Source organism: Acinetobacter lwoffii, from assembly GCF_024129435.1.
Classification (GTDB): Bacteria; Pseudomonadota; Gammaproteobacteria; order Pseudomonadales; family Moraxellaceae; genus Acinetobacter; species Acinetobacter lwoffii_F.
Map to the genome: position 1 here is coordinate 1 of NZ_JAMXXN010000020.1, position 26,019 is coordinate 26,019.

21 protein-coding genes are annotated in these 26,019 nt (G+C 38.4%); 5 read left to right on the plus strand and 16 right to left on the minus strand.

Features of this window, described 5'->3' with window-relative positions:
* Nucleotides 1-154 precede the first annotated feature (154 nt).
* The 10 genes from NI455_RS11755 to NI455_RS11800 form a co-directional block, all read right to left on the minus strand.
* Nucleotides 155-916: an OmpA family protein gene (locus tag NI455_RS11755; RefSeq protein WP_410550537.1), complete on the minus strand. Its 762-nt coding sequence runs from the start codon at nucleotides 914-916 to the stop codon at nucleotides 155-157.
* A 185-nt stretch (nucleotides 917-1,101) separates the two neighbouring features.
* Entirely contained in the window at nucleotides 1,102-4,935 is a 3,834-nt protein-coding gene (tssM, locus tag NI455_RS11760; RefSeq protein WP_253114309.1) for a type VI secretion system membrane subunit TssM, read from the minus strand.
* 34 nt (nucleotides 4,936-4,969) lie between these two features.
* On the minus strand, nucleotides 4,970-6,409 hold the full coding sequence (locus NI455_RS11765) for a hypothetical protein (protein ID WP_253114310.1): 1,440 nt from the start codon (nucleotides 6,407-6,409) through the stop codon (nucleotides 4,970-4,972).
* Nucleotides 6,406-7,401 carry a type VI secretion system baseplate subunit TssG gene (gene tssG / locus NI455_RS11770; RefSeq protein ID WP_253114311.1) on the minus strand — a complete coding sequence of 332 codons (996 nt, stop codon included), beginning with the start codon at nucleotides 7,399-7,401 and terminating at the stop codon, nucleotides 6,406-6,408. Before tssG ends, NI455_RS11765 begins: the two co-directional genes overlap by 4 nt.
* The gene (gene tssF / locus NI455_RS11775) at nucleotides 7,365-9,173 is read right to left on the minus strand and encodes a type VI secretion system baseplate subunit TssF (protein WP_253114312.1); all 1,809 of its coding nucleotides are present in this window, start codon (nucleotides 9,171-9,173) and stop codon (nucleotides 7,365-7,367) included. The genes tssG and tssF overlap by 37 nt, the downstream gene beginning before the upstream one ends.
* Nucleotides 9,170-9,661, minus strand: coding sequence for a type VI secretion system baseplate subunit TssE (gene tssE, locus NI455_RS11780; protein WP_005246466.1), 492 nt, complete (start codon nucleotides 9,659-9,661; stop codon nucleotides 9,170-9,172). Before tssE ends, tssF begins: the two co-directional genes overlap by 4 nt.
* Nucleotides 9,662-9,736: 75 nt before the next feature.
* Nucleotides 9,737-10,240: an Hcp family type VI secretion system effector gene (locus tag NI455_RS11785; protein WP_005107016.1), complete on the minus strand. Its 504-nt coding sequence runs from the start codon at nucleotides 10,238-10,240 to the stop codon at nucleotides 9,737-9,739.
* Between the two features lie 51 nt (nucleotides 10,241-10,291).
* On the minus strand, nucleotides 10,292-11,773 hold the full coding sequence (gene tssC, locus NI455_RS11790) for a type VI secretion system contractile sheath large subunit (RefSeq protein WP_253114313.1): 1,482 nt from the start codon (nucleotides 11,771-11,773) through the stop codon (nucleotides 10,292-10,294).
* A complete protein-coding gene (gene tssB / locus NI455_RS11795; protein ID WP_034438150.1) occupies nucleotides 11,760-12,269 on the minus strand; it encodes a type VI secretion system contractile sheath small subunit in 510 nt (169 codons plus the stop codon). Before tssB ends, tssC begins: the two co-directional genes overlap by 14 nt.
* 14 nt (nucleotides 12,270-12,283) lie before the next feature.
* Nucleotides 12,284-12,967 carry a hypothetical protein gene (locus tag NI455_RS11800; RefSeq protein ID WP_180038664.1) on the minus strand — a complete coding sequence of 228 codons (684 nt, stop codon included), beginning with the start codon at nucleotides 12,965-12,967 and terminating at the stop codon, nucleotides 12,284-12,286.
* 347 nt (nucleotides 12,968-13,314) lie between these two features.
* On the opposite strand from NI455_RS11800, the gene tssH reads away from it, so the two are divergent.
* The 5 genes from tssH to NI455_RS11825 all read left to right on the plus strand — a co-directional run bounded on the left by tssH (nucleotide 13,315) and on the right by NI455_RS11825 (nucleotide 20,399).
* Nucleotides 13,315-15,981 carry a type VI secretion system ATPase TssH gene (gene tssH / locus NI455_RS11805; RefSeq protein WP_253114314.1) on the plus strand — a complete coding sequence of 889 codons (2,667 nt, stop codon included), beginning with the start codon at nucleotides 13,315-13,317 and terminating at the stop codon, nucleotides 15,979-15,981.
* 51 nt (nucleotides 15,982-16,032) lie between these two features.
* Nucleotides 16,033-17,136 carry a type VI secretion system protein TssA gene (gene tssA / locus NI455_RS11810; RefSeq protein ID WP_253114316.1) on the plus strand — a complete coding sequence of 368 codons (1,104 nt, stop codon included), beginning with the start codon at nucleotides 16,033-16,035 and terminating at the stop codon, nucleotides 17,134-17,136.
* Nucleotides 17,137-17,144: 8 nt separating this feature from the next.
* Entirely contained in the window at nucleotides 17,145-18,509 is a 1,365-nt protein-coding gene (tssK, locus tag NI455_RS11815; protein WP_253114318.1) for a type VI secretion system baseplate subunit TssK, read from the plus strand.
* An 8-nt stretch (nucleotides 18,510-18,517) separates the two neighbouring features.
* Nucleotides 18,518-19,330 carry a type IVB secretion system protein IcmH/DotU gene (gene icmH / locus NI455_RS11820; RefSeq protein WP_253114323.1) on the plus strand — a complete coding sequence of 271 codons (813 nt, stop codon included), beginning with the start codon at nucleotides 18,518-18,520 and terminating at the stop codon, nucleotides 19,328-19,330.
* A 127-nt stretch (nucleotides 19,331-19,457) separates the two neighbouring features.
* Nucleotides 19,458-20,399, plus strand: coding sequence for a M15 family metallopeptidase (locus NI455_RS11825; protein ID WP_253114326.1), 942 nt, complete (start codon nucleotides 19,458-19,460; stop codon nucleotides 20,397-20,399).
* A gap of 15 nt (nucleotides 20,400-20,414) precedes the next feature.
* On the opposite strand, the gene NI455_RS11830 is transcribed toward NI455_RS11825, so the two are convergent.
* The 6 genes from NI455_RS11830 to fumC form a co-directional block, all read right to left on the minus strand.
* Entirely contained in the window at nucleotides 20,415-21,176 is a 762-nt protein-coding gene (locus tag NI455_RS11830; RefSeq protein WP_004280222.1) for an alpha/beta fold hydrolase, read from the minus strand.
* Nucleotides 21,177-22,057: 881 nt separating this feature from the next.
* Entirely contained in the window at nucleotides 22,058-22,426 is a 369-nt protein-coding gene (locus tag NI455_RS11835; protein ID WP_180087326.1) for a hypothetical protein, read from the minus strand.
* Nucleotides 22,427-22,789, minus strand: a complete 363-nt coding sequence (locus tag NI455_RS11840) for an immunity protein Imm33 domain-containing protein (protein ID WP_071851342.1) — start codon at nucleotides 22,787-22,789, stop codon at nucleotides 22,427-22,429.
* A gap of 129 nt (nucleotides 22,790-22,918) precedes the next feature.
* Nucleotides 22,919-23,521: a nitroreductase family protein gene (locus tag NI455_RS11845; RefSeq protein WP_044108376.1), complete on the minus strand. Its 603-nt coding sequence runs from the start codon at nucleotides 23,519-23,521 to the stop codon at nucleotides 22,919-22,921.
* A gap of 399 nt (nucleotides 23,522-23,920) precedes the next feature.
* Nucleotides 23,921-24,412 carry a hypothetical protein gene (locus tag NI455_RS11850; protein ID WP_253114328.1) on the minus strand — a complete coding sequence of 164 codons (492 nt, stop codon included), beginning with the start codon at nucleotides 24,410-24,412 and terminating at the stop codon, nucleotides 23,921-23,923.
* 126 nt (nucleotides 24,413-24,538) lie between these two features.
* The gene (gene fumC / locus NI455_RS11855; RefSeq protein WP_253114329.1) at nucleotides 24,539-25,933 is read right to left on the minus strand and encodes a class II fumarate hydratase; all 1,395 of its coding nucleotides are present in this window, start codon (nucleotides 25,931-25,933) and stop codon (nucleotides 24,539-24,541) included.
* Between the last annotated feature and the right edge of the window lie 86 nt (nucleotides 25,934-26,019).

Consider the following 26,019-nt stretch of genomic DNA (forward strand, 5'->3'; position numbering starts at 1 on the left):
AAGAAATTTAAATCCTGTGCTTGACTCTTGTGGTTAAAAACAGGACATTTTAAATGGTTTTTCGCATAGACATTTTAATTGGTGAATAACAACTATTAATATACTCATACAGGTCATTCACCATATACTTATAGCTGCTCAAGCAACTTAAACGTTAAAGCACTTCAAATTCAATCCGACGATTTCTCTTACGACCCTCAGCTGTTGCATTATCCGCTACAGGTTTACTTGAACCTGAACCTTCAGTACTCAGTAAATGCGCTGGAAGATTTTTTGCGATTAAATAAGCTTTTACTGCTTCTGCACGTTGCTGACTCAACATGAGATTTTTATTAGTATCGCCTGAACTATCCGTATGTCCAATAATCCGTATCTTTTTTCCGCTAACTTTATTTAAGGCACTGACCATTTCATCCAGTATCTGTATACCTGAAGTTGCTAATATTGCACTGCCAGATTCAAATTCAATAATCCGGTTCTTTAAGGCAGCATCAATAATCTTCTGTTCTGCCTGATTGACTGAAAGCTGTGCATTTAAACGGTAATTTTCGGGTGTTAAACCCTTAAATCTTTCTGTAGTATCATGAATTTCATAAGAATTTGATACTTTACCCGTTAGCTGAATATCAGAACCTTTAATTGTTAACATTCCGTGTTTAACCTTTTTAAGGTCTTCATTAATCACATCAGTGACTATATTTGACCAATCCGTTGGTGCTACTACTTGACGAATCTGAATGCGATCTATCACATTTTCCTGACCATAAATTGAATACAATTTCGCCAAAATAGCTTGCTTACTACTGTTATTCGGTACATTACCTTCAGCAATTACAGGTTGTGCATGCACATTAAAACCAATTAAAAAACAGAATAAAATAATGATTTTATTTAACTTTAAGTATTTATTTTTTATTTTCATTTTATGCTTCTATAAATGTTTATTTAATTAATTTAATGCTTTGAGTCAGGCTTATCTGACTCTCAGTTAAAGACTATTCTAATACCGCCAACCTTGAATTATTTTCTACACTAAAATTGGTTGTTTTTAATTCATATCAATTCACCCACGTGATCCATTTACAATATGATTGATGAGTATCATGGCGCTAAAGTTCCTGTGTTTGCAGCAGTCGTCTTAGTTATCTGAGCTGTTTTTCCTGACATCGTCGTATTCTGTGCTGCGACCACTCTTACTGCTTTATTCGAAACAACCTGATCCACCAACTGTAAATTGCTATAACTTGGATTACTTCCGATAGAACTTGCATTATTTCCACTCACCAAACGAAAATTGGTCTTCACAAATAGTTCAGGATTCTCTTTACTGCGCCAGACCATCTCAAAAATATTGCCTTTTTGTGTACGCTGAGCACTATCAATCAAACGATTGATTCCATATTCCCCAGGCTCATCAAAAATGGTATGGGTCTTCCCTTCCAAATCAATCACCGTGATCCGTGCGCCTGGAATTGCGCCGGAATTTGGCCAGATAAAATTCACCCATTGTTGAATTCCGTTTTCAAATAGCATTCTTTGTCCATCAATATCAATGGTATAAGCCAATAAATGAGCCTGTTCCAGTGGGTAAAACTGGAAATTAGATTGATTGGGTCTCACTGCCTGACGACTGGTATTATTTAACTCACCAGTTGCCATACCATTCACAGGCGCGACATAATTTTGAAAGTTTGCAACAAACACAGGATTTAGATTAAGCCCTAAATCTTGCCAGGTTTTCGAGCTTAAGCTATAGCCACGACGGATCACTAAGGGATCAAGATGCTCTTTGACAAAACGGGAAATACTGCCATTTTCACCAAAAATCTGATTAATTTCTTGAGAGGTTGCCTGTAAGCTACCTTGACTGCTAAACGGATATTTTTGCGATAAATTTGCATTAAATGGTTGATAGGCCTGTATTAGCCAGAGTTCGTTCATTTCAGCTTGTGCCGGAAGCATCAGACTTTCAAAGGAACGTGTGAGAGGAACACTAAACAACTTTTTAATCAGCTGTTGATCCAGCTCATGGGTTCCTACCGACATTTTCTCATCCACAAACTTTTGAGTGATATTAAAGATAGAATTCTGTTCATCAACGGTCTGCTTAAGGAGCATCATGCTCGCCGGACCAATATCTCCAGAACTTTTTAGATCATTAAAGCGACTCCGTATCTTGGCCAGAGATTGCATATACTCATCCAGCAGCGACCGGTTCTGCAAATCATCTCGTGTACGTACAATCTGGTAGAAGATCTGAAAGTCTTTGGCAATCATCCCCTGAGAGAAAGTCGATGCAGAATTCTGTGCCAACTTGCCATCATGACGTTGCAATATCTTGCGTTTAAACCAGGCAATAAAACCTTTTTGTGGAACCGCCAACTCAGCTTGTACCATTGGATTATCCCAGCTGGTTTCTTGCGCTACCCGTTGTATGACTTTACGAATCGGTGAGTTTTCTGGTTCGCCAAGAATATCTATCTGATATGTTTGCTGATTAAAGTCACCGGCCTTGGCATAATAAATGGCACCCAAGAATTTACGCCATTCGCTGATATATTCTTTTTTATACATTTCAGTCAGCTGGCGTCGAATTTGTTCAGGACTGCCACTAAAACTCAAATCATCAGACTGTGATGTATTAAGTACCCAATCTTTACTTTCAGTTGGGCTTTGCGCCGCGGTTTCTATGGCAGGTTGTACATATTCGTTCCAAGCTTGATAGCTATAAAAACCGGGTAAGGCATAACTTCCCAACATGGTTGTCTGAGCATTCTCCCCGACCATCTGTTTGATCGTTAATGCAGGAAAACGTACCAAAGCCCGCATTTTAATTTTGTTATATACACGATCTCGTGCAGACACTCCGGTCATCATCGCGGTTAAAACCTGGCGAGTCTGTTCAACCAGAACAGTATCGGAATCCAGCTGGGGAAATGAACTCGAATCTGTCAGTGTCATGGCATAGCTAAGTAACTGCTCGGCCTTTTGCAGCATTTCAGCACGTGGCAGCTGACCACGATGCTGATCTAACCAAGTCCGCCAAAAACGTGTCAACTGATCGCTGAGATGACTGGAATCTATAGATTTACGGTTACTCAACATCAGATATGTTTTAAGTGCATTATAAGCATCTTGCGGATTTTGGTCAGATGGTTCTAATGCGAGTTGCTGAACTTGTGCAGTCGGATTAATTTGCACATGAATATGATTTTCTTTAAGAACTGCTGCATTGCTTTTTACCCGTTGTAGATATTCTGCAATATTTTGCTGGCTGGGCTGCAATACTAATTGCTCAATTCCTTTAAGATATTCAGCTTGCAGTTTCTCCCTGATCTGTTGTCCTTGATATAGACCAAAACTGTATTTTAATGGACGCTTCTGATCAAATTGATCTAACTGTTGTAGATGAGCTTGCAAAATTAATAATGCATCGATTTGCGTGGCCAGCTCAGTTCCTGACGGTTTCTGTATCTGTACGACCTTATTTAAGTCCGCCTGAACTTCGGCCAGTAATTGCTGATTATTTCGATAAGACCACACCCATAGACTCAACACCATCGACACAGTAAGTAAAGCACCGGTAAAAGCCATAAAGCGTCGGCGTTTTCGTGCCGGATTAATATGCTGCTTCACCAGATTTTTATCTTTAAGGATCACTTCAGAAAATAAACCTTTCAGAAAATAACCATGATTCTGTGATACAGACTCTTTAGACAGGCCAAGATCATGATTATCGCTACGGATCAGATGAAAGTCCTCAGCAATCTGTTCTGTCATTGGACTTTCAATGGAGCCTTCCTGTAAGGCGCTGGTAAAATAAAATCCACGAAAAACCGGTTTAAACTGATAAGGATTGTCTTGGAATAAAGTGAAGATAAAGGTTCTTAATACCGGTTTGAGACTCTTAAATTCCAATGGAAAGGTCATTACACTGGGTGAAATATGCTGTGAATGCCGACGGGTTAAATGGGTCATACTTACATTTTTCAGGCCCTCATATAAAATGCCATAATGCTTTTCAAATAGCTGAACAGCATTTTCACTCGAGTTTGGTTGATAAGCCAAAGTTGCACCCCAAACCTGATCCAATTCTTGTCCATGATAACAATCAAAAAATTCCGTGAAGCCGGCAATCAGATCCATCTTGGAAAATACTAAATAAACTGGCGCAAAAACTTCTAGACGTTCAGTCAGGTCTTGAATACGGGCACGCAGGTTCTTGGCCAGTTGTAGAGATTTCTCCGGGCTTTGATTGACCAACTCAGCGATACTTACAATCACAATAAGACCATTTACGGGCGCTTTAGAACGATTTTTCTTGAGAATATTCAAAAAGCCTAACCATTCAGAATGTTCCTCCGGATAGACTGAATAGCGTCCGGCTGTATCCAGTAAAATGCCCTGAGTTGAAAAGAACCAGTCACAGTTTTGTGTTCCGCTGAGTCCAGCAGAGACCATTTTCTGATGAGTTTCTTCAAAAGGAAAGTGCAAACCAGAATGGTAAATCGCCGAGCTTTTCCCAGCCGCTGGGTTACCGATGACCATATACCAAGGAAGTTCATATAGTGCCGCATGACCTTTACGATCGCCTAACTTCGACTTACGAATCAGCTGAATAGATTGTTTGACTTGCTGACTGATCAGCTGAAGTTCTTCTTTATTATTGTATTTGCTTTCAGCTGTAGAACTTTGAGATAAGACGGTTGCGATTTTTTTGCCCTTTTTAGCATGCCCATAACGTCGGATAAGTGCATAAATCCCCCAGCCCATTAATATGGCGATATAGACAGTCAGCAATATCCAGAAAATGCGATCAGAAACCGTATTTTTTATAGAAAGAATGACCACTAAAAAGGATAAGGCCATCATTGTTTTAGGGTTGCTAATGTACTGCCAGACATACCCCAGGACTGTATAAAATAATGTATTCACTTTTATCTCTTTTTTCTTTAATTTTTATAAATAGTTAGGCTACTAATGAGATTTCATTCAGTTGATCACTTTCTTTATTTTTAAAATATAAATAGCTTGATTCTTGTTGTGTGCTATAGCCTATTGTAATGACATTGTCAGATAGATGTGATGACATCATTGCTGCAAAAACTACTGCCAAATGTTGAGTATGCCCCACATAGCTTTGAGGATAAATGGTAGGTTCTGGCTCAAAATCAATATTTGTAAATTTTTCTTGTATTTTTTTCATTATTTTAGGTTGGGTAGTGTCGTCTAATAACACTAAAAAAGGATGTGCCTGTTCCAGCTGATAGGACAGATCAACCTGATTCTGACCCAAGTACGCATATAGGTCAGTGACGTACTTGCTGAGAGTCAATATTCGTGAAGGCATCATCCCCTCAACCTCTAAGTCATGTGCGGATAAACACCAGCTGGCAGTATATTCTGCAGCAATATACTCTTCATTTTGCCAAAATTGCTGATCCAGACAATCCTGATCAATTTCAGAATCCGCCATAATGATCAAGCTGATCTCATGTGATTGACCTGAAATTTCCTGTAATAGCTCCAGCAAAGCTGAATAAGCATGATCAGCAGATAGGAGATAAAACTTGGTATGAATTTGGACAGGCAGCAATGCGTATTGTCGTTGAATTTGACTTATAAGCTGCTCTTGATAGAGATTACTCCACTCCCCAGTCATATGATCCGCCAATAAAATATGCAGATTCAACCTATTTAATCGGCTTACTGCTATTAGATTAGAGGCAATATTTCCTTCATCTTCACAGTAGTTCTCCTGTATCCATCCCGGATGCATTCGATATTCATAAGCCAGTTCGTGATCATAAAATAGTGCTGAACGTTTTAACTTTTCTGAAATTAAGCTCAGACTTTCTTCATGCTGTTCGAGTTGTTGTTGAATCAACTGTTGAATTCGTTGTTCCTGTAATGTTGGAAGCATTTCTTCGCTAGTCCCGTTTTCTTCAAGTAAGCGGTCCACAGAATGAATGCGATATGTCAATATAGGTAGACCAAAACGATTTAGCAGTTCTGAGTCCAGCTCAGGACTCTTGAACTGCTTCATGTGCTGCAAGATCTCTGCATTTTCGCCAAAACTGTGCCAAGCGGCAGCTGAAAAAATATTGAGCGTGTAATCCTCAATCGCTTGATCCAATTCTTCTTTATTTTCTAATTCTTGCTGTTGTGCTTGAAGAGATTTATGAGCCCTATCCTTTTGTTCTTGCTGTCTTTGTTTATAGGATTTTACAGCTTTATAAATAAAATAAGGTGTTAATAACAACAAGCAAATTAACAAAGGTAAAATGCCAAAATATAATAGGAAATCAATATTTGATGGATCGTATTGAGTATCTCGCCAGTAATAAATGACAAGAACATTGTTTAAAACGGATAAAACTATAAAAGTCTGAATAATACGCTTAATCATGACATTTTTCCTATCAGGCTATAGCAGGTTTCCGCATTGTGGATTGCCGGATTCAGCATTAATAAAGCTCCTCTGGCTAGCCTCATCGAATGTACTTCTCCAAGTTGGGCTGGGCATAATTCATCTTTGTCTAGAATCAACCGAAGATCCACTAACATGGTCGGGCTACACCAGGTTTGAAGTAACTGTTTCAATTTGGCGCTATGTATTCCTTCAGATAAAAAATTTATATAGTCTTCACGTTTTAATGGACCAATGACGATTTCAATTTTTTCATCAATTTGCTGAATGGTCTCTCCACAGAAGCTGTTGATTCCCAGTAAAACTGGTTGCAAAGCTCCCAAACCGCTTTTTTGCTGATCATCCAGTTGAAAGCTTTCCGGAATAAACTCATTAATCTTAAATTGATATTTAAAAATACAAGACAATATGCTGCTTAACGCATAATGGGTATTATTTTGCCCCTGCATCAAGCCTGAAAACTCAGCAAAATAGTCATCTATAGGTTGCTGTTCATGTTGTTGACCGCTATAGCCACTCAAAGCATGAAGCATGTTTAGATAATGATTTTCATGCTCAATTTCATAACGCAGTGGTAAATGATAATTCAGACAGGCATCGACATATTGTGCAGACAATTTATGATTAAACAGTCCGAGAAAGTGTAAGCTTTCTTCTCGGTGTGCCCCGGTACTCTGTTTAATTTTATGTGTATAGATATAAGGTAATACGCCCTGTACGCCAGTCAACCCCACGATTAAATTGGTCATCTGAACTTTACGATCTTGACATTGCAATGATTCAATTTCAGAAGTTGGAAAATTAAGATTGAGTGAACTAATAAATTCAAATGATTTACTCCATTCTTGATGTCTGTTCCGTGCAGGTGCATGTCTTAATAATCGCGTGGCTTGAATAAATTCAAAGCTGGTCGGCTGCTGAAAGAGCCGATCAACTACAGAAGCCTTTTGCCACCAACATTCTGTATGCATTGGTATAACTCCTGTTTTGACTTTGAATCTATGACGTGCATATCCACATAACTATTCATTTGAACTTTCAAATTAAAAATATGATTTAAAAGTTGCACAAAGATATACAGACTGGCTCCTCTAAAGACTTCTGGATCGATCTGGATTTCAACTTTGACACCCCGTACAAAAAGTGGAAATGGTTTATGCTCACGCAACTTCTGGCTCAGAGAAAACTGGATCGATTGAATTGAATTAATAATTAGCCGGTTGTCTTTGGATTGCGGCAAGTTATACAGTTCAAGTAATTCCTTAATGTGACTGACTGCATTTGCTTTCATTAAAGAAAGATTATTCAATGATAAATGCGAGATAATTCGCCACTGTTCTTGCTGCTTTTGATCAAAACAATAAGGTAAATTGGGTCTTTTTAATAATATGGCTTTACGTGCCAAACTATTGTCATTGAGAGATAAGTTATTCTGATCTTTGTTATAACTTTCATAAGGTAAATCCCGATTGCTGCATAACAACTGCATACTGATAAAGTCTGATGAAATTTTTTGTGGTTCTAAAGATTTGGAAATAATCGAATATTTCAGTTCTGTATGCTCGGTATTACTTTGCTCGGGCAACAGGTGATAATAAAATTGAGCATCAGCCTGATGATAATGACTCATGGCAAAAAAAGGTAATACGGGATAAGTTTTTTGACTGTTCTCGCGTTTCTCTCTCAATAACTTCATTTCGGTGATCGCATATACCTGAAAATATTCAGGATGATGTACATCACTTATTAATGAATATTCCAGGCGCAGATGATCAATTTTTTGTGGCTCAGCCTGTTTAGGGAATAAATTTATAACTGGTGTCGCAAATAATTTGAAATTAGCGCTATTTAATTCTGAATAATTTCTGATCATAGCTTGATCATTCAGATTTATTTTAAAATGAATGTGTAGCTCAAATTCTGCGGTTTCTATATTTAATTCTCTTAAAAAACTCAGATTGAGGTTAAGAAAATTAAATTTTTCTGGAAAGCAAAAATACTCGATTAATAAACGATAGGCATGATGAGTATGTTGATCAACTGGGAGCGCACTTTCCGCTTCAGTAAATCCCATTAGTTCAAATGGATTTTGAATATCAATCTCTTGATTCTGTACTATTACAGAAAAACCAGTCTCTGGCTTAAAAATACAATCTAGTACTTGCAATGGAAAGCTGGAAATTGCATCCAGATAAATAGGTAATTTTTGTTGTTCCAACAGTCGCTGCTGCTGGTTAAAAATTTCAAAACCAAAGCTCAAGGTTGCATTTCGATTTAAATGAACATGAGTCGAAGCATGCGTTTTAAAATTAACAGATTTTAAGGCGATTGGTAATAAATTAACCTGGTTTGTCGTACGATACTCACACTGTACCCCACGGATACTTTTTGATTTTAATACAGTTTGCTTGGGAATCTGCTGGCTACTTTTAAGCTGTCGGATTTTAATGGCATCGTCAAAACTGACCACTGAACATGCTGGAAAAGGTTTAAGGTACTGTGGAAACATCACCTCAAAAATAGCACGTGTAAATACTTCATAACTATCGTGCAGTTTCTTATCGATCCGGGCAGAAATCAGGGAAAATGCCTGAATCAGTCTTTCGATATGCGGATCATCAATCTGCTCTTGATTCAACGAAAGGCGTTGGGCAATTTTTGGGTATTTATTGGCAAACTCTCGTGATTGTTGCCCAAATTCCTGTAATTGCTTTTCGTAATAAGGTAATAATTCTTCGATCACAGCACACCTGCTGATGTTTTAGACAAAATTACGTATTGTTGCGTAGTAGGCTTGAGGAATGCGTCAAAAATTACCGGTTCATATAGGGGATAAATATTTAAGAATGCATGAATACTGAGACACAGACTTCCCCTGTTATGCTCATCCATCAGCATCTCGACTTTAACCTGCTTTAAACGAGGTTCGTGCGCGTGAATAGACTGTTCAATCGAGCGGCAGATTTTATCCCGTTCCATTGGATTCGCTGTTGAGAGCCCCACAAAATCAATGATGCCAAATTGAAGAATTGAACGTTTGACCTGATCATAACCATTAACCATCGCATCCAGATTAACCATACGGCTATTTAATAAATCTTCCAGATCGGCAGCCACTGACTCTCTCAAAGCCTGTAAAGAAAGGCCTTGAGAACATTGAATATCCTGAGACAATAGACGGTCAAATAATGTTGTTCTAAATCCGTAAGGATAAAGCTGATCCAAATTCATATTGTTATAGTCTAATTTTATTTATTTTTATAAATATCAGAGAGGCTGATCAAGACCAACCTCTAAAAGATCAAATTACGCTGCATAAGAAGCAGTATTATTTGATAATGACCATTTCTTGGTCACGGCACCCTTTTGTGTACCATTAATATCTTGCTGATTATACGTCCACTCAACTGCTGCATATTTCAAACCAAAAGCTTCTGTTGGAACGCCTTCTTGATTTACGGTTGGAGTGACCTGAGAAACCAGCACATGTTTTAATTTAATTTGCAGGTATTTAACGCGTTTATCACCATTAGCACGATAAAAATCGATTTGTACTTCATCGAAGGTATAACCTGCTGAACATGCTTCCCAAAGTTTTGGGCTGGTTGCATCCAGATCTTTCATAAAAATCATGTCGGAATGTTCAACCCGTTCTGCAGTATGGCCGCCTACACTAGAAGATGTTGCAGATTTTGGCTGACGAATGTTGTGCGACCAAGAATTTGCTTCTAGCCAGCTTTTATGTTCCGAATCACGAGATTCACCATCAACTTTATATTTGCCGCGAAACTGGATGTAAATGTCTTTCATTTTAATAATTTTCCTGTTGTTATAAATATTATTATAATTTTAGCAGCGGTCTTAATGACTCGACTGCGGTAACTCAGTGACCAGTCGTAAAGATACAGACAACTCGTCTAACTGAAAATGCGGTCTCAAAAAGACCACAGATTTGTAGTGTCCAGGTTCATCCGGATTTTCTACAACTTTTATCGAAGCTTCACGCAGTGGATACTGTGCTTTGGCTTCCTGTGAAGCACCGTCATCCAAAAGTACATATTGAGACAGCCAGTCGTTTAGAAATGCTTCGACATTTCCTGCAGATGTAAAACTTCCCACCTTATCTCGCATCATTGCTTTTAAATAATGAGCGATTCGCGAGACTGCCATAATGTACTGTATCTGACTGGATAATGCGGAATTGGCATTGGCAATATCGTTATCATATTTCTTTGGTTTTTGGGTAGATTGGGCACCGAAGAACGCGGCATAATCGGTATTTTTACAATGTACTAATGGAATAAAGCCAAGATCACTGAGTTCTTTTTCACGACGGTCCGTAATCGCAATTTCAGTCGGGCACTTAAATATGATTTCTCCATCATTGGTTTTAAAGGTATGCACTGGCAGACCTTCGACCAAACCGCCACCCTCAACCCCACGAATCGCAGCACACCAGCCATGCATATCAAAGGCATTGGTTAAACGCGTCCCCAAAGCATAAGCAGCATTCATCCACAGGTATTCATTATGATTTTCACCTGAAACTTCTTCTACATAGTTAAAGCCTGCTGTCGTATTGCCATCTTTAGGATGATAAGGTAAACGGCCTAATACTCGTGGAATAGTCAATGCCAGATAACGAGCATCATCACTTTCCCGGAATGAACGCCATTGCACATATTCAGCTGTTTCAAAAATTTTAGAAACATCGCGTGGGCGATCAATATCAGTAAAAGTTTCCAATCCGAACATGGAAGGACTTGCAGCTGAGAGAAACGGTGCATGTGCCGCTGATGCTACATGTGAAATCTGCTCGAGCAAATACAGGTCTGAAGGTGTGCGATCAAACTCAAAGTCACCAATGAGGGTCGCATAAGGCGCACCGCCAAATGAACCATATTCTTCTTCATAGATTTTTTTAAATAGCGTACTTTGATCAAAGTCACTGGCACTCTGAAAATCTTTAATCAGTTCTTTTTTAGTCGTATTCAGCATCCGAATCTTGATTAAAGAGTGTGAGGGCGTTTCCTGACAAAAGTAATACAGCCCTCGCCAGGTGGATTCGACTTTTTGAAACTGCTCATGATGCATGATCTTGCTCAGCTGGGTAGAAATAAGCGCATCTATTTCTGCAATGCGTTTATCTAAAGCCAAGGTCATATTGTCTGAAACTATAACTGTACCGGCCATGACTTCCTTGGCCAGTTCACCAATCAGACTCTTGGCACGACCATGTTCCTCTTCAGTACGCGCAATTCGACTACGTTCAACAATAGAGTCCAGAATTGAATATCCTTCAATAGCAATATCTGTGCTAGTTGCAGCATTAGAGTGATTCATTGTCTGCCTCCATACTCATTTTACGAATTTGGTCGGTATTTTTTAAAATATCATCCAGTAAACCTTCTAGACGTTCATTATTGGATATTTTATTGCGTAAATCAGTTAAACGCTCTCGTGCTTCTACCAGTTTTCGCAAAGGTTCGACTTGTTGGACTACCTGTTCTGGCCGAAAATCATCCATCGCATTAAAAACCAAATCTACTGATATTGTGCCACTCTCTTCAGTCAAACTATTTTCCACCTGAAAACTGGCACGAGGCGCCAGAGACTGCATCACCTCATCAATATTTCCCAAGTCTACATTGATAAATTTTTTATCTTTGAGCTTGGTTTTTTCAAGTTCCGATGCTGCTGAAAAATCTCCCAAAACCCCTACCACAAAGGGTAATTCTTTAATTTCACGGCCATCACCGACCTCAACATCGTAGGTCAATTGCACACGTGGTGGTCGAATACGCTGTAATTTTTTTTGTACACTTTCACGCTTAGCCATCATGATTTTCCTTATTAATTATTATTTAATGATCCAAATGGATTAGTACTAGGAGTGTGGGTTCGTGTACTGATACTTTCTGTTTTTTTACTACTGATAGCAGCCGTATTATTTTTTAGATTGCTTTTCGATGCTTTATTTTTATTTTGACTTAGGTTTTGTTTTACTGGGATATTTGGTTTATTTTTAGTCTGTTTTACTTTTGAGTTCCGCGCTGTCATTAAGGCAGATGCAGAAAATTTTGCTACAGGCTGTGCCAGATAAATATGTTCACTTAGCGACTTGGCTTGTGGATAGGTAGAGTCATTTAAGGCACGGACTTCTGTACTACGCATCTGTTCCAGACTTTGGGAAGATATCCCGACTCCTGCCAGGAATTCTAGATCAGTTAAATCTTGATGAGTATAATTTTGCTGATGTAATTGCTCGATTAAATTGAGTGCTTTCAGGTGATCACCTACTTCAACATAGCGTTTGGCAATTTGGGTAGACAACTGCTGCTGAAACAGAATATTTTTTCTTGCTGTCTTGTCACACAACTGCTGGTATAAATCAATGACAGTTGAATCAGTATCATTTTTTGCTTGTGGATAGCTCTTGATACATGATTTTTTTAATTCTGCTGCATGGATTTGAGCAAAACATAGCTGCGCCATCCCTGAGATGAGCAATACAATAAAACCTAGATTATTTTTCAAAATAAGCCTCAATTTTTAGTTATTGTTTTATATTTTTATAATCAAAATGATTTTTCTGTTTTTATAATTTAAAAAGCTAGTTGCGGATTTAACAAAAAATTATCACAGAAAGTCAATACATAAATGCGTTTTTGTTAAATATTTTATGTAATTTTAAAAATAGTAAGATTCCGACCAATGAATGCAGACATTTGGAGAAACTTGAGTAGAATATGCCAAAAATCTTGAGCCAAAATATCCTCATCGCTCATAGAAAAAACTAAATAAATAAAAATAAATTTAATAATAAGAAATATATAGCTATAAATTTCAAAAATATCAGGCTGTATATTCTCAAAGAGAAAAATATGAGTAATTTAAAAATTTTGATTACAAAATTATCTGAACATGCACGCCTATGCCTTGAGAAATCAGCGAATTTCTGCATCAAACAGCGAAATCATGAAATCGAAATTGAGCATTTTCTCTTAGAATTGCTACAGCAGCCAGACCTGAACGATCTCAAATTATTGCTCAAAAAGTATAAAATTTCCGAAGATGATCTCACCCATGATCTGAATCAGAGCATTCAGCAAATGACTAAAGGCAATTCTCGTACGCCTATCTTTGCCAAATCCATTATTCGTGCATTAGAACATGCCTGGCTTTTGGCTTCAGCAGAACAGAATCCGATGATCCGCAGCGGACATTTACTGGTTGCCCTGCTCACTGCACCTGATCTATATCAAATGACGATTCGTGCTTCTACTTTATTTGAGCTATTTCCAATTGATCATCTCAAACATCATTTTTTGGAGCTCTGCGAGCAGAGTATTGAAAACCCGAGCTATGCTCAGCTTACTAAGATAAAAGAAGATTCACCTAACGCACAGCTAAAATTAAATAAAACACTGGCACTCGATCAATACACCATTAATCTGACTGAAAAAGCACGCCAAGGCCAAATCGACCCGGTGATCGGTCGTGAGTTTGAAATCCGTTTGATGCTGGATATTCTGATGCGCCGTCATCAGAACAATCCCATACTTACCGGCGATCCGGGAGTCGGTAAGACTGCTGTAGTAGAAGGATTGGCCCTGAAAATTGTGAATGATCAGGTACCTGATGTACTCAAAAATGTAGAACTTCATGTATTGGATCTGGGCTTATTACAAGCAGGTGCCAGTGTAAAAGGCGAGTTTGAGAATCGCCTGAAGCAAATCATTCAAGAAGTTCAGTCCTGCAGTTATCCTATTATCCTGTTTATTCATGAAGCCCATACGCTGATTGGTGCAGGTGGTCAGGCTGGTCAGAATGATGCCGCCAATCTGTTAAAACCAGCTTTGGCACGAGGAGAACTGCGTACTATCGCCGCTACCACTTGGGCGGAGTACAAACAATACTTTGAAAAAGATGCTGCGCTTAGCCGCCGTTTTCAGGTAGTGAAGGTAGAAGAACCTACTGAGGAAGTCGCCATCGATATGTTGCGTGCCATGATTCCGGTCATGACTCAGCATTTTCAGTTGCAGATTGATGATGCAGCAATTGCTGCTGCGGTACGTAACTCGCATCGTTATATCAGTGGACGGAAATTACCGGATAAGGCCATTAGTGTATTAGATACAGCCGCGGCACGAGTTGCTTTGAGCCAAAATGCACAACCTGCAAAGTTAGACCAGTTACAGGCACAGCTGCATAATCTTCGGCTTGAACATGAGATTTTAAATCAGGAGCATCAAAATTTTCCGTGTCATCAGACACGTTTAATTGAATTATCAGAAAATATTTCAAATTTGGAACAAGAAATTTCTCAGATAAGCCTGCAATGGCAGCAAGAACTTCAACTGGTTCAGGAAATAAAATTATTACAGGTTCAATCCAAAAAAATTGAAAATAAAAATAAAATTAAAGTATTACAGCAGCGTTTGACCCAGATTCAGGCTGATCACCCACTTGTGTTCGAGCGTGTAACAGTCCCTATGATTCATCAGATCATTTCTGACTGGACCGGAATTCCAGTCGGTAAAATGATGAATGATGAAATCCGACAGGTCTTAAAACTCCAAGATAAATTATCGCAGCGTGTGATGGGTCAGGACTTTGCTTTGCATCAACTGGTCCAAGGTATTAAAACATCTAAAGCAAAACTGGATGATCCGAACAAACCACAAGGTGTATTTTTATTGCTTGGTCCAAGCGGTGTGGGAAAAACTGAAACTGCCCTGGCCTTGGCTCAAGAATTGTATGGAGGTGAGTCGCATCTGATCACGATCAATATATCGGAATATCAGGAAGCACATACCGTGTCTTCGTTAAAAGGTGCTCCTCCAGGTTATGTCGGTTATGGTCAAGGTGGTGTGTTGACTGAAGCAGTGCGTCGTAATCCTTATAGTGTGATTTTACTGGATGAAATCGAAAAAGCTCATTCTGATGTGCAGGAATTATTTTATCAGGTCTTTGATAAAGGCATGCTGGAAGATAGCGAAGGTCGGCTGATTGATTTTAAAAATACGACAATTTTATTAACTTCAAATGTCGGTTCTAGTGCCATTATGCAGGCCTGTTTAAATCAACCCGTCGAAAACTGGCCGGATGCAAATAGATTAATTGAACTGCTCAAACCAAGTTTATATCAGCAATTTAAACCGGCATTTTTAGGGCGTATGCAGATTGTGCCTTATTATCCTTTACACGATGAGCTATTGATCCAGATTATTCAGCATAAACTGGGGAAAATTACCCGACGCATTCAGCAGCAATATGTCACCCAGGTCACTTATAGTGGGGACTTGCTCGAACTTCTGCTCAGCCGATGTACCGAGGTTGATAGTGGTGCGCGCAATATTGATCATATTTTAAATGCTTCAGTATTGCCTGCTTTGGCTACAGAAATATTGAGAACCATGAGTGAGGGAAAGATTCCTAAACTGATTCACATTGAGATCAAGAATGATGAAATTTTTTATAGCGTAGATCCGAAAGTTAAAATAGCGCAAAAAGTACGTTCTAAAAGCAATAAAGCAGATGCTGCCTAGTTGAAGTAACCTAAAAATAAAAACAAATAAAATATAATAATTGGAATAAAGATGAGCCTGGAATTTGAATATTTATTGCAAGACATTTCAGTCGATCAGCCGTGCGGTGTGGACTATTCATTTTCAAATGATTTTCATGTGATTAACAAGGCCAGAACTCGTGATGATCCTTTATTGGAGCAAGGTGACTGGGTCTCGGAACCGAAACAGGCCGATTGGCAACTTGTACATGATAAAACGATTGAATTATTAACTGAAAAAACCAAGGATATCCGTCTATATACCTGGCTTATAGAAGCTTGGAGTCATCTCTATGGTTTTGAAGGAATTGCTCGAGGATTAGAGTTGACCCAGCAAAGCCTTGAGCGATACTGGTTCACGTTACATCCTCAAATCGAAGAGGATGATCTTGATCAACGTTTTGGATTATTACAAGGTTTGATTACGCAACTGCCAATGCTGATGAAACAGGTGCCTTTGGTCAGCTCTGCGCCTTTTTATAATTTAGGTGATTATGAGGCATTCTTACATCAACGCAATATTAAACTCAAACAACAGCAAGATGACTACTCTGAAAATAATACTGTTCAGGATTTGGAGCATGTTGAGCAATCGTTGCTGAAAACTTCTCAAACAGTTTTAAGCCAGAATGAAGGTTTTCTTCTCGAGACTCAGACCCAATGGCTGTATCTTAAAAATACACTGGATCATTTACTGGGTCTAAATGCACCGAGTTACGCGAGCACAGATTCTCAACTTGAATCGATCTTCTCCAGTATTAAGCGCATTTATAAAACTGATATTTCTTCAATATCTCAGGATCAAATAAATACACCGCAATTCGGCACTCTCAAAATACCTGAAATAATAGTGATGAATACCTCGCCTGAAAATATACAAGAATTTCGACCTCAAGCCCAAAACCATCTGGCCAACCGTCAACAGGCCATGCAGTTATTACAAGACATCGCTCGATATTTTCAATCTCATGAACCGCATAGTCCAGTGAGCTACATGCTGCAAAAGACGATTAAATGGAGTCAGATGCCATTACATGAATGGCTGGCTCAAGTAATCAAGAACGAGAATCCGATCGAAAACGTACATGAATTACTGGGTATATATGCCAATGATGAATCCAAGAATGAGTGGTAAATATTAAAATGTTTAAAGCAGAAAAAGTACTGTGGGGCGAAGGTCTATTTTTAAGACCGCAACATTTTCAATTACAGGATGCCTATCATGAGCAACGCTTGAGTCATATGATTCGGGCGACATTTCCTTTTGCTCACGGGATCCAGTCCATTCAATTTGATGAAGCTCAATTCAATATGCATATATTGGCATTAAGTAAAATTGAAATGATCTGGCAAGATGGTGAAATTTATCAGGCGCCTGCACAGGATTTATTACCAGAACCTGTACAACTGGATACCTTAAACCTGCGTGGTGAAATGCAAATTTATTTGGCTTTGCCAATGCTACAGCCGAACAAGCAAAATGTAAGTCATGTCGAAAACACTCAATCTAGTCGTTATCACTCACATTTAATCTCGACCCATGATTTATTCACCGATGCCACTACTGCAGAGATCACCCTGTTACGCCGTCGGGCAGAATTTAAACTTTTTGAAGTTGGCCAAGAACCTCAGCAGCCTCTGGATGGTTATTTATATCTTCCGGTTGCTCAAATCAAACGACAAAGTTCTGGAAATTTTATTTTTGATCATAAATTCATTCCTCCAATTTTACATATTCAGGCCTGTGAATATCTGCTAGACAATTTAAAGCGAACTTTGAATATCATCCGGGCCAAGATTAAAACGATTCAATCCAATAATCGGGAAAATGAACAGAAACTGATTGAATTCCGTTCTGGGGATATCGTCTCTTTCTGGCTAGTGAATGCCTTAAATACTGCTTATGCAACCTTAAATCATATTTTGCAATATCCCCAAATTCATCCGGAACGGCTATATGCGGAACTTTTAAGACTAAGCGGCTCCTTACTCACATTTTCAACAGCCTATGACATTGATCAACTACCGCAGTATCAGCATCACCATTTGTATGACAGCTTCAATCAGCTGGATATTATTCTCAGAGATTTACTCGATACAATTATTTCGAATCGATATATCAGTATCAGCTTAAAAGAAACTCGCCCATCCTATTGGTTTGGCAGTCTGGAGACCGATAAGATCAGTCACAATACGCGGTTATATCTTGCTGTATCAAGTAGTGTTATGCCTGCACATGACTTGATTGCCTATGTTCTGATCCGTTTTAAAATTGGTAGTACTATAGATGTAGAACAACGCGTGGTTGCAGCTTTACCGGCTGTACCCGTTCAGCATCTCATGCAGGTGCCTACTGCAATTCCGGTACGTTCCGGCGTTCATTATTTTGAGATTGAACCCAATAATGAACTGTATCAGCGCATGCTGGATTCAGAATCGATTTGTGTTTATATCCCGAATGGCTTTCAGGATATCGCGATTGAACTTATTGCTGTCATGAATGGATAAAAATATTAATGAATACAATCTCTAACACTCCTCTTTCACTCTTTGATGGCGATCAAATCGGAGTAGATTATACAGCCATGCAACCTGTAGAAACCTACCCTACCTCTACGAATAGTCTGGTAGATTTACTGCATGACGGCTTCTATATTGTTTTCCTGTTAAAAAATCACTATGTCCCTGTAAATATAGAGTCTTTCCGTGAAAAAATTCTGGAGATGTTGAAAAGTTTTGAACATCAGGCACGCCAGATGCAATTTTCAGCTGAAGATATTCAAGATGCAAAATATGCCTATTGCGCTTTAATAGATGAAACAATTGTCACCCAACAGGATGAGCGATTTTTTGATCTGCAAAATTCCTGGATGATCAGTCCCTTGCAGTTAAGCCTTTTTGGTTCACAACTTGCAGGTTATCGCTTCTTTGAATATCTGGAAGAAATACGCCATAAAGATAAGCAACGTCTGGCAGTATTAGAGGTATATCATTATTGCTTTTTATTGGGCTTCCATGGAAAATATCGAATTGAATCTATTGAGCATTTAAATAGTCTGATTGCTCGTATCGGAGATCAGATTGATTATCTCAAGGGTAAAAAAGTTGCTTTTTCTCCTTTTTCAGCAATTCCAGATCAAATCCGACATATTATCCATCGTGAATTACCATTTTTCTGGATTCTGATATTTTTATTATTATTTGCCGTGATCAGCTTTGTGGTTTTTAAATATGCCTTGTCAACAGAACAAGCTGCTGTTTTTTCTCAATATCAAAATTTGATTAGCGCGCCTGCTGAACAAGCCTATATTACGATTCATTTACCCTAACTCAATTTTCAAATAAATATGATGGACACTTATAAAAATAAAGACTTAAAAAATGACGCCGTTGGAAAATTTATATCGATGAATAAAAAAAAAATTTTGAATTATTATTAGATCAATCATTCAACTGATGATTTTGATTATATTGAGCAGCTTTATTCTATTAAGCTTAGCTATGTTAGCCTTGCTGTCTTACGAGTTTCGATTAAGAATACAGGATTTTTTTCTTGATTTGATTTCACAAAGCAAACAACAATTTTCTCAAGCAAAACAGTTTGTTCAGAAATTTCATCAGGCGGCATCGCCTGAGCATCTTCAGTCTGAATGGTATTTGCAGCAATGGTGGATTTTGATTTCAGGATTTAGCTTATTTGCCAGTATTTTAATGTTCGCTTTCACTCAGCCACTTACTGCAAGTAGGTTTGAAGCTGAATATTTAAGGAAAGTTGATCCACAGATTTATGCATTATTAGATGGGCAAATATTAACAGCTCCAACTGAAGTTGATGAACAGCTTAATATCGAAGCCTTACAAGAAGAATCTTTAGCAAATCATTCTGTAATTTCAGCGCAAAGCCTTAATCTGAATATTGAAGACATTCATATAAATCCAAATATCAGCACAGCAGACCGTAAATGGAATAAGATGAATCCGCGATTTAAACAGCGCTTACTGATGGTTTTTAAAATTATGCGCGAACAGCATGGTTATGAGCTGGTTTTACTCGAAGGTTATCGAAGTCCGGAAAGGCAGAACTCTTTGGCGACCAACAGTAATATTACCAAGGCCAAAGGCTTTCAAAGTTATCATCAGTTTGGTCTGGCCGCGGATATTGCCTTTAAGCGGAATGGCAAGGTGGTGATTAGTGAACGTGATCCATGGGCCATGCGTGGTTATGAACTGTTTGGCCAGATTGCAGAATCGGTGGGTTTAACCTGGGGCGGTCGCTGGAAATCCATTAAAGATTTTGGACATACTGAATATCGTATGCCCGGTTTAAAGAAAACAGCTGAAATGGCGCATCAACTCATTCATGAAGGACAATTACAGACTCAAACATTTCAGCCTTAAGTGCGAAATCGTAAATTAATTTAGAAAAGTCTGCATATGTTTAATGACTTCATCTGGCTTTTCACCATGCAGCCAATGTCCTGTATTTTCAATGCATTCAATTTTCGCCTGAGAAAATTGTTCATTGATTGCCGCAAAATGTTCAGGTTTTGAGATATAAAAAGAATTACCGCCACGAAGAAATAAAGCTGGCTGATTAACTTTTTCGACCTTTTCCCAAGCCATAATATCTGGATAATGATCAAATAAAGCTTGAACATTAAAGAGCCATTGCCCTTTATTAAAGGATTTTAATAAAAACTGAATTACCATTTCTTCATGAATGTATTCACGCATAATTTTTGCTGCCTCAAGTCGTGAAGCAACATTTGCTTGCTGCACAGCAAATAAGGCTTTAAAAATCTCAGTATGATGACTCTCATGATATTGGATTGGTGTAATATCAAGAACGACCAACTTTTCAGTTTGTACTCGGGCTAAATCAGCCAATTTCATAGCAATTTTTCCGCCCATAGAATGCCCTATTACTATGAACTTTTGAATATTTAAACTTGATAAAGTTTCTAGGACATCTTCCGCCATGAACTGATAATTTAAGTCTGAACTATGACCAGAAAGACCATGATTGCGTACATCAATTTGAAGCACGGTTCTTTGCTCAGAAAAATATCGAGCTAGTATTCCTAAATTACTTAAACTACCGAATAAACCATGAATAAAAATCATTGGAGATAGTACTGACGTTTCGTGGTGTTGGAGTTGATAATTTAGGATCATTTGAGAATTCCGTGATTTCTTTCTTTATTTAAGTGTTTATAATGGATTTATATTGGGAATTAATCAATTGCGAAATTTTTAAATATAAAATTTTGCTTAGGCTATTTTATGGAAGTATATTTTGCTTAGGCTAAAAAAACTTAATCGATTCATAAGTTTTTAAAATTACGATTTAAGATCTGGATGGATATCTGGCTATAAATATGAACGAAGATGGTTAAATTGTGATGCAGACCAAATAAAATTAATGAAAACCTTAAAACTGGGATTTAATAACATGTAAAGCACTTTTAGGTCGGAGTGTTTCTTAAATTAACTCGCTGTGATTATCCAAATAGACTGAGGTAATTTAAATAATCTGCCTTAATATTTACTGCTCATAATTTATTAAAGATCGACCATTCATAAGTAGCTTATTAATCGACTTAATTCTGTTTAAAAATAATACGTTTTAAGACCAAATGAGTTACAGGCAGTAAATATCAGTATTATCAATTCCCCCTTCTCCCTTTCTTGAGAAAGTTGTTAAACTTATGTGTTGCTTAGGCTATTTTTAGCATCTTAAGATATTCAAGTTATTAGCTTAAATATCAGCGTACAATCACGCTATCCTACTTAAATCGTCCTGTTCAAGAAATTACAAAACTACGATTATTCATTTATTCTTATCAATGTATTAAAAACAGTGGATATATACCCGAGATATTAGATATTCACATCAAAATAAATTTAAATTAACTTAACAGATTTTTTATTACATGATATTCAGGAAATGGTCTTTCAGGTTTTAATATCTATAAAATCTGGTTGTGAAATAGACTTACCTACTTAATTTTTATTCTACTGCGAAAAACTTTCAAGATAGAAAAGTATTTTATAATTTATTCTACATTCCTATTTTTACAAAATACGCTTGTGGTCATTCCAGATTGAGTCAAACTTTGATCCTGCCTCTTAAGAAAACTTTTGGCGACCATGACCATCGTGGGCGCCATATCCAGACTGCTGTTTTCTTCGGACACCTTTTGAATATCCTGATAGGCTTTCAGTCGTTTGCAGAAAGCCTGACGTTGAGTTTGGGCATCTACCTTTTGATCATCTTCATCTAAAATATGCTTGGTTTCATTCACGATTTTAGTCTGAGCTGAAATAAACTCGTCATAGGCACTTTGTGAAAGCGGCTCTGCGAAGACCATGCTATTCAGTCCTAATAATAATCCAGCACAAATGAAAGATGATTTTTTTAGCATTTAAATTTCTTCTTTCCAGACATCTTCATAATCATCGGCATCAATCATGAAACGAAAACCTGTTTCCAGAGCCAGATACGGTAAAACTTCTGGTGCGATGTCCTGTAATTCACGTACTGTCATGGTTTCGAAAGCCTCTTCACTTGAAGGTTCTCCACCATAAATGTACCAGCTGATATTTTCAGCCGTTTCAGGCTTTTTACGGATGCCAACAATCGGATCCTGCTTTAAGGTATGTACGGCCACCGCAACAACATCATCACCCGTGACTTCAACATAAGCCGAGCCTACTTCTTCACAAAGTAGCTTTTGCTCTGCGATCAGTTCTTGTAAAGGTGATAGGTTTTGCGTGTTTTTCGACATTCGGTCTTACTCATCAATTTTCATTAGCGCGCTATTTTAACTTAATTTTAATGAAGCTGATTGGGATTTCATCGAGATCTAAAAAATATCTGCCCTTAAACCGTGTTAAGCGCAGATATGGATCTCAACTTATTGGAAGACTTTAAAGCGCTCTTCATCCGCGAGATAATCTTTGGCACGTGGCTCGCCTTCTATCGAACCAAATACCAACTGTGCACGCAACTTCCAGTTCGATGGAATGTCCCATTCCGCATGAACTTGCTCATCCACGATCGGATTGTAGTGCTGCAATGATGCGCCCAGCCCTTCTGTGTGCAATGCTGTCCATGTTGCAAATTGTGCGATCGCAGTCGAATGCTCTGCCCAGATTGGGAAGTTATCAGCATAAGATGGGAATTGTTCCTGTAAGCCTTCTACAACTGTGTGATCTTCAAAAAATAAAACAGTGCCTACCCCTGCCGCAAAACTGGCCATTTTTGCTGTGGTTTTTGCAGCGCTTTCTTCATCTTTGGCATAGCTTTTTAATTTATCTGCGACGAAGCCCCAAAACTTTTCATGTTCTGAATTGAATAAAATGACGGCGCGTGAAGACTGAGAATTGAAAGAAGATGGACTTTGCTTAATTGCAGTCTGAATCAAATCAGTCAATTGTTCAGGAGATTGTTCAACATTCTTGGCAATAGCATAAATAGTACGGCGTTTAGTAATTAAATCTAAAAACTGATTCGACATTTTTGAAAATCCTGGGATATATCTTCGGGAAAATTTGAACCTTCAGTTATTTTTATGAAGGATAGCTAATCAATGAAGCTTTTGCTCATCTTGAGATAAAGCTTTTATACCTTAAAAAATAATGGGCTGAATTACTAGGCTATTTAATTGATATTTTTATATATTTTTTGAACAATCGTTAAAACTACTGCCCTATGCGAGTGCCTGACGCTAAACCATGGTTCAACATGCGCTATTATTGATCAAAATTTTAAGAATAAAGCAGTTCAATGATCACATTTAATATTACTTAGGCTATTTCAAGAGATCATGCATTTTGAAATAAATCTTATATTGCAGATAAAATTAATCCCCCAAAATTGGAAGATTAATTTTATAAATAAAAGCTAAAAAACCCGTTTAAAACTTCGCGTTCAACACCTGAGCAGATACTTTAGTCTTCCACAGCTCACGTAAAATCGGTAAATAGAATTTCTCACCGAGTTCCACCAGTTCTGCATCAATCAGAGCATGCATCTCATGCATAAACAGATAGTCTAGTTCAACTGTAGTCAGTTTAGCCTGCTGCTTTTGATAGTCTTTGCGTTTTTGTTGGGCTTGTTTAACCAGACGATCCGCAAATGCTTTATCTTTAAACTGGGTAATCGCTTTTAAACGCAGTTCAATAATGCCCCATCCGGTTAAAAACATCTGGAAAGTCTCAAAATCATCGCTGGTCGATTCCCAAGACATTTCTTCCAGATTTTCATTATCCGGAAGCACAGGTAAAAGAAGTTCCATGACACTCGGAAAAATCTTTTTAAAATTCAGAATAAATTTAACAGGATGCTCACCTGGATAATCCTTGAATTGCACCTTTCTTTGAACATCTGTTAAATAAATATCAAGCATAAAACAATCATCAGTGGTTAATCTCATCTAACACTATTGTACGCAACTCTGCCTGAGATAAAAACCACTGCTGACTATTCCATGATAAAACAGGCGTAAAGATTGAAAATAAAAGTGCTCCGGCCCTTATTTAGCATTCGGTGAGACCATCTGTTCAGGACGCACCACTTCATCAAACTGTTCAGCGGTGACTAAACCCAGTTCAACAGCCACCTGTTTTAAGGTTTTTCCTTCCTTATAAGCTGTTTTGGCAACCTTAGCTGCATTCTCATAACCAATGACCGGATTCAATGCCGTGACCAGCATTAAAGAATCATGCAGGAAATGTTCAATTTTCTCATGATTCGGCTCAATGCCTACGGCGCAATGATCATTAAAACTGTTACACGCATCGCCTAAAAGCTGGATGGATTGCAACAGGTTATAGGCAATGACCGGCATAAACACATTCAGCTCAAAATTCCCTGATGCACCTGCCACGTTAATGGTGGTGTCATTGCCGAGAACTTGCGCCACGACCATGGTCATCGCTTCACTTTGCGTCGGGTTCACCTTACCCGGCATGATGCTAGAACCCGGTTCATTTTCAGGTATACGCAATTCACCAAAACCACAACGTGGCCCGCTGGCCAGCCAACGAATATCATTGGTAATCTTATTCAGACTAACCGCTAAAGTCTTTAATGCACCAGACGCGAATACCGCAGCATCACGGCCTGCCAACGCTTCAAATTTGTTTGGCGCAGTCACAAATGGCAATCCAGTTAACTGTCCCAGAACTTTAGCAGACTGAACAGCATAATCAGGATGAGCATTTAGACCGGTACCAACCGCTGTACCGCCTAATGGCAATTCATATAAGCCAACTAAGGCCTGTTCTAGACGAAGAAGTCCATGATCAAGTTGAGAGACATAACCGCTGAATTCCTGCCCCAAGGTTAAAGGCGTAGCATCTTGTAGGTGTGTCCGGCCAATTTTTACAATATCGGCAAAATCCTGAGATTTGGCATATAAAGTATTGCGCAAGCGTGTGACTGCCGGAATTAACAGTTCATTGATCTGCAAGCTCGCAGCCACATGAATCGCCGTCGGAAATGAATCATTGGTAGATTGGGCACGATTGACATGATCATTCGGATGAACCGGTTTTTGTGCCCCTAAATGATTGCCCAGTTTCTGGTTGGCAATATTGGCAATCACCTCATTACAGTTCATATTGCTTTGTGTACCTGAACCAGTTTGCCAGACTACCAGTGGAAATTGACTGTCCCATTTCCCGCTGACGACTTCATCTGCCGCATCCACGATATAGCGTGACAGTTCTTGGGGAATCTGGTTTAGCTCGGCATTGGTCAAGGCCGCAGCTTTTTTGACGAGTCCCATGGCACGAATCATTGGCCGTGGCAACCGCTCATTGCCAATTTTGAAATTTTGCAAGCTACGCTGAGTCTGAGCGCCCCATAAAGCCTCACTCGGTACAGCCACCTCTCCCATCGTGTCATGTTCAATACGTGTTTGCATGTTCAACCTCAATTCTTCTTGCCTGTTACTGATTTTAGGAATTTCTATATCAATGATTTAATCTATTTATTTAAAGTAATCGATTA

Excerpts from the sequence above, each read along its gene's own strand:
- NI455_RS11785 (WP_005107016.1), bottom strand. The coding sequence starts at position 10,240 with ATGAAAGACATTTACATCCAGTTTCGCGGCAAATATAAAGTTGATGGT.
- tssB (WP_034438150.1), bottom strand. The coding sequence starts at position 12,269 with ATGGCTAAGCGTGAAAGTGTACAAAAAAAATTACAGCGTATTCGACCA.
- NI455_RS11835 (WP_180087326.1), bottom strand. The coding sequence starts at position 22,426 with ATGCTAAAAAAATCATCTTTCATTTGTGCTGGATTATTATTAGGACTG.
- tssH (WP_253114314.1), top strand. The coding sequence starts at position 13,315 with ATGAGTAATTTAAAAATTTTGATTACAAAATTATCTGAACATGCACGC.
- tssA (WP_253114316.1), top strand. The coding sequence starts at position 16,033 with ATGAGCCTGGAATTTGAATATTTATTGCAAGACATTTCAGTCGATCAG.
- icmH (WP_253114323.1), top strand. The coding sequence starts at position 18,518 with ATGAATACAATCTCTAACACTCCTCTTTCACTCTTTGATGGCGATCAA.
- fumC (WP_253114329.1), bottom strand. The coding sequence starts at position 25,933 with ATGCAAACACGTATTGAACATGACACGATGGGAGAGGTGGCTGTACCG.
- NI455_RS11825 (WP_253114326.1), top strand. The coding sequence starts at position 19,458 with ATGATTTTGATTATATTGAGCAGCTTTATTCTATTAAGCTTAGCTATG.
- tssG (WP_253114311.1), bottom strand. The coding sequence starts at position 7,401 with ATGCATACAGAATGTTGGTGGCAAAAGGCTTCTGTAGTTGATCGGCTC.
- NI455_RS11850 (WP_253114328.1), bottom strand. The coding sequence starts at position 24,412 with ATGCTTGATATTTATTTAACAGATGTTCAAAGAAAGGTGCAATTCAAG.
- tssE (WP_005246466.1), bottom strand. The coding sequence starts at position 9,661 with ATGAATTTGGATCAGCTTTATCCTTACGGATTTAGAACAACATTATTT.
- tssC (WP_253114313.1), bottom strand. The coding sequence starts at position 11,773 with ATGAATCACTCTAATGCTGCAACTAGCACAGATATTGCTATTGAAGGA.
- NI455_RS11840 (WP_071851342.1), bottom strand. The coding sequence starts at position 22,789 with ATGTCGAAAAACACGCAAAACCTATCACCTTTACAAGAACTGATCGCA.
- NI455_RS11845 (WP_044108376.1), bottom strand. The coding sequence starts at position 23,521 with ATGTCGAATCAGTTTTTAGATTTAATTACTAAACGCCGTACTATTTAT.
- NI455_RS11830 (WP_004280222.1), bottom strand. The coding sequence starts at position 21,176 with ATGATCCTAAATTATCAACTCCAACACCACGAAACGTCAGTACTATCT.
- tssK (WP_253114318.1), top strand. The coding sequence starts at position 17,145 with ATGTTTAAAGCAGAAAAAGTACTGTGGGGCGAAGGTCTATTTTTAAGA.
- NI455_RS11765 (WP_253114310.1), bottom strand. The coding sequence starts at position 6,409 with ATGATTAAGCGTATTATTCAGACTTTTATAGTTTTATCCGTTTTAAAC.